Annotated in this window: 2 protein-coding genes; both read left to right on the forward strand. The window is 65.0% G+C overall.

The features are described from left to right. The first annotated feature begins 350 nt into the window (after positions 1 to 350). Positions 351 to 665, forward strand: a complete 315-nt coding sequence (locus tag Q4F91_RS06210) for a helix-turn-helix transcriptional regulator (protein ID WP_303335811.1) — start codon at positions 351 to 353, stop codon at positions 663 to 665. Between the two features lie 71 nt (positions 666 to 736). Next, positions 737 to 3142: hypothetical protein (locus Q4F91_RS06215; protein WP_303335814.1), on the forward strand; the 2406-nt coding region annotated here is incomplete at its 3' end.

Genomic DNA, 3142 nt, shown 5'->3' on the forward strand with positions numbered 1-3142 from the left:
CACCAGCCAACCATCATGTCGATGATGATTCAATCCGTGAAAAATTGCAGCGCTTTCAATGGAAAAGGCATCTGCGGAAGCGGAACTATTTTCCTTCTGTAGAAGGCTGCATTTAAATATAACCGGTAAAAGTTAAATGCGATTCAGCTCTGGGGCGGAACGCCGATTTTCGGAACTAGTTCTTTACATAATCGTAAGTCTTTGAAAAATAAGGAAGTGATGGAACTAGTTCCATTTAATGCTTCATTTGCTCATCTCTTGACTTTCTCGGAGGAAATCTATATTATTCATTCCCGTCGCAAAAAACAAAGACATCTGCGACGGAACATTTTGACGAAGGGAGGCGAAGTATGCTGAACGCATACCATGACATCGGGAGCACATCGCTCAACCGATGGTTCAGGGACAGGGTGCTCCGGGAGCATCGGAATGTCTCCGCGCTCGGCCGCAGGCTTGATGTGAGCCGCGGTTCGCTCACCAACTGGCTCTCCGGCGCGAGCCGCATCCCGCAGAGATACATCGGCCCGCTCGCCCGTGAGTTCGGCGAGGACCCGCGCCGGATTGCCGCGCTCTATCTCGAGAGCTACGAGCCCGAGCTCAGGAACGCCCTGCTGCCTGTCATCAGGACGGTGCTCGCGGCGCCCGGGAATCGCTGCGACGGCTGAGTGATTCCCGTCCGCTCTTCCTGATAACAATTTCAATCCTCTTTTTTCCGTTCTTCCTTTTTTCAGGAGGCATGATGACCTTTTGCGCTTTTTACCTGCCCGACACCGACTGGTACCGCAGTCGCTTCGAGGCCGAGCTCGCCCGTCCCTGCCCCTCTCCCTATCGCATGGCCGACGATCTCGACGACATCCGGGACGGGGCGATCACTGACGTCACGGACATCCCGGCCGAACTCGACGCGGACGCCGTTGCCGAGTTTCTCGATCTGAATCTCCTCAGCGCGGATCTGGACATCTGGAACTCAACCTTCGTTGGGGTCGTCAGGGCCCTCCGGGAGCTTCTTGACCTCGGCCGCAACAGCGATGTCCGCGCCTGCGCCACGCATTCGCGTCTGCTCGCCGAGGCCTGGCTCGGGCTCGGCGAGTGTGCAAGGGCCCGTGAGGAGGCCGAGCGCGCCGTGAGGATTCTCTCCGAGGGCGGCCCCCTCGGTCTCGAGTGGTACAGCCGCTCCGAGCGCTCCGAGGCCCGCGCGTGGCTCGTCGCGGCCAAGCTGCGCGCCTCGGCGGGCGAGCGTGAGGCGGCGCTCGAGGCCGCCCGCAGGGCGCTTGAGCTCGGAGGCGGGCGGCCCGAGTACGTCCGCGTCCTCGGGCAGATCGAGGCCGGCGCCTCGCTCGCCGAGATGGAGTTCGGGTTCGGTGACCTCACGCCCGTCGAAATGATCGACGAGCTCAAGGTCTATTACGACGTGACGGATGAGCGCGGGTGTGACAGGTACTACGTGAACCGCTGCGCCCGGGTGCTGGATCTCACGCCGGACCGCGCCGGCATCGAGGAGCGTCTCGCGATTCTCGGGCGGCACGGCCTCACCGACTGGATCGGGCCGGATCTCCCGGACCGCGACTGGTGCGGCGGGACGATCGTCGTCGCGGGGCGGCCGCACAGGATCCGCTTTTACATGACCGAGGCCGGGTTCGCCCGGCTTCCGAAGCGCCTGCTCCGCTCGCTGCTCGCGAGCCTTGCCGACGATCCGGAGCTCGGCAAGGATGCCGTGATCTGCTTCAATGAGATGGGCGGGATGCGCTTTGAGCCCGAGAACAGATGGAATGGGCTGGAGGACAGGTGGGAGCGGTGGAACAGGCAGGACGAGAGCCCCGCGGCCTCGCAGCTCGTCGCCATTGCCGGGACGCCTGCGGGCCGGACGTTCCTCACGGCCGATGACGTGAAGCTTCTCACGGCGATCGCGGAGATGGACGAGGCCTGCGACTGGTCGCGGCTCCCGGCCTTCATGAAGGAGACCGCGGGCACGCCGGTGTCGCCCGTCGTCGCCGGGGAGCTTGCGGCGGCCTTCAACAACCTCGCCCGTCCGGCGGACACCCGGTTTCCGTCGTACATCGATCAGCATACGTACCTTGATGCGCAGATCCCGGCCCGTCAGGCCGAGGAAGCCCTTGAGCTGCTCGAGTCCTGCGGGACCGCGCTCGAGAACACCTGGGCCTGGAACTTCCGCATGGGGTATGCCTTCACGATCCTCAACCGCCCCGGTGAGGCGGGACACTTCCTTGAGCGCGCGCTCCGCATGCGGCCGCTTGACGCCGGGACGGCGGGGCTCCTTGCGAGGGCCGTGGGAGCCGTGTCGGGTGACGAGCCCGTCTCGCCTCTCGTTGAAAGGCTCTTTCTCTTCGGAAAGCGCCTGGCGGCGGAGGCCGCCGGGCTCTCCGAATGCCTCAGGGCGAATCCCGCCGAGGGTGTTGCGCGTCTGCGCGAGCTCTTCTTCGAGCTCGGCACGGGCTGGTTCGTCGATGCGGCGGTCTCGCCCGATGACGGCCGCATCGAGGTCGTGATCTCGCCCAGGGGGTGCCGCGTGGAGATCCCGATGGTGCTCGAGGTCGTGCGTCACCTCGGGGAGGTCGTTCCCGAGTGGCGCTTCCTCGCGGGCCGCAGGGCCGGCGGGCGGGGCGAGACGGTCGGAGAGCCGGACCTCCTGAAGCTCGATGCGGACCGGATCTTCGTCCGCATGGTGCCGAGGAACGGCCGCTGGGAGGCGGAGTTCCGCCTGGAGAACTGCGAACCGGTGAGCCGTCACGAGGGTCGGGGGCTCTTCTCCGACGCGATCATGAACGAGATCGTCGGCCGGATCGGCGAGGCGGCGATGATGAGGTTCATCGCGGGGCTCGCCGTGCATGTGCATCCCGGGAGAGAGCCCGGGAGGGAGCCCGGCATGATGCCGCTCGCGGAGCTCGCCGGCTGGTTCGCCCGCTACGTGCCGGAGTCGGTCGGGTTCGGCCTCGAGGATGTGCTGAGGAGCGAGAAGACGGAATACTTCGTCAAGCCCGTCGGCGAGGGGTTCCTCGAGGACGTGACCGACGGCTGGACCCGGTTTCCGGAGCTGCGCGCGGGGTTCCTCGGAAAGAGACCCGAGGTCTGCGACCGCATCGTCGCGCTCGGCGTGACCGTCGGGTGCATCGTGCTCGACTTC

Source organism: Sutterella sp. (assembly GCF_030539355.1).
GTDB lineage: Bacteria > Pseudomonadota > Gammaproteobacteria > Burkholderiales > Burkholderiaceae_F > Sutterella.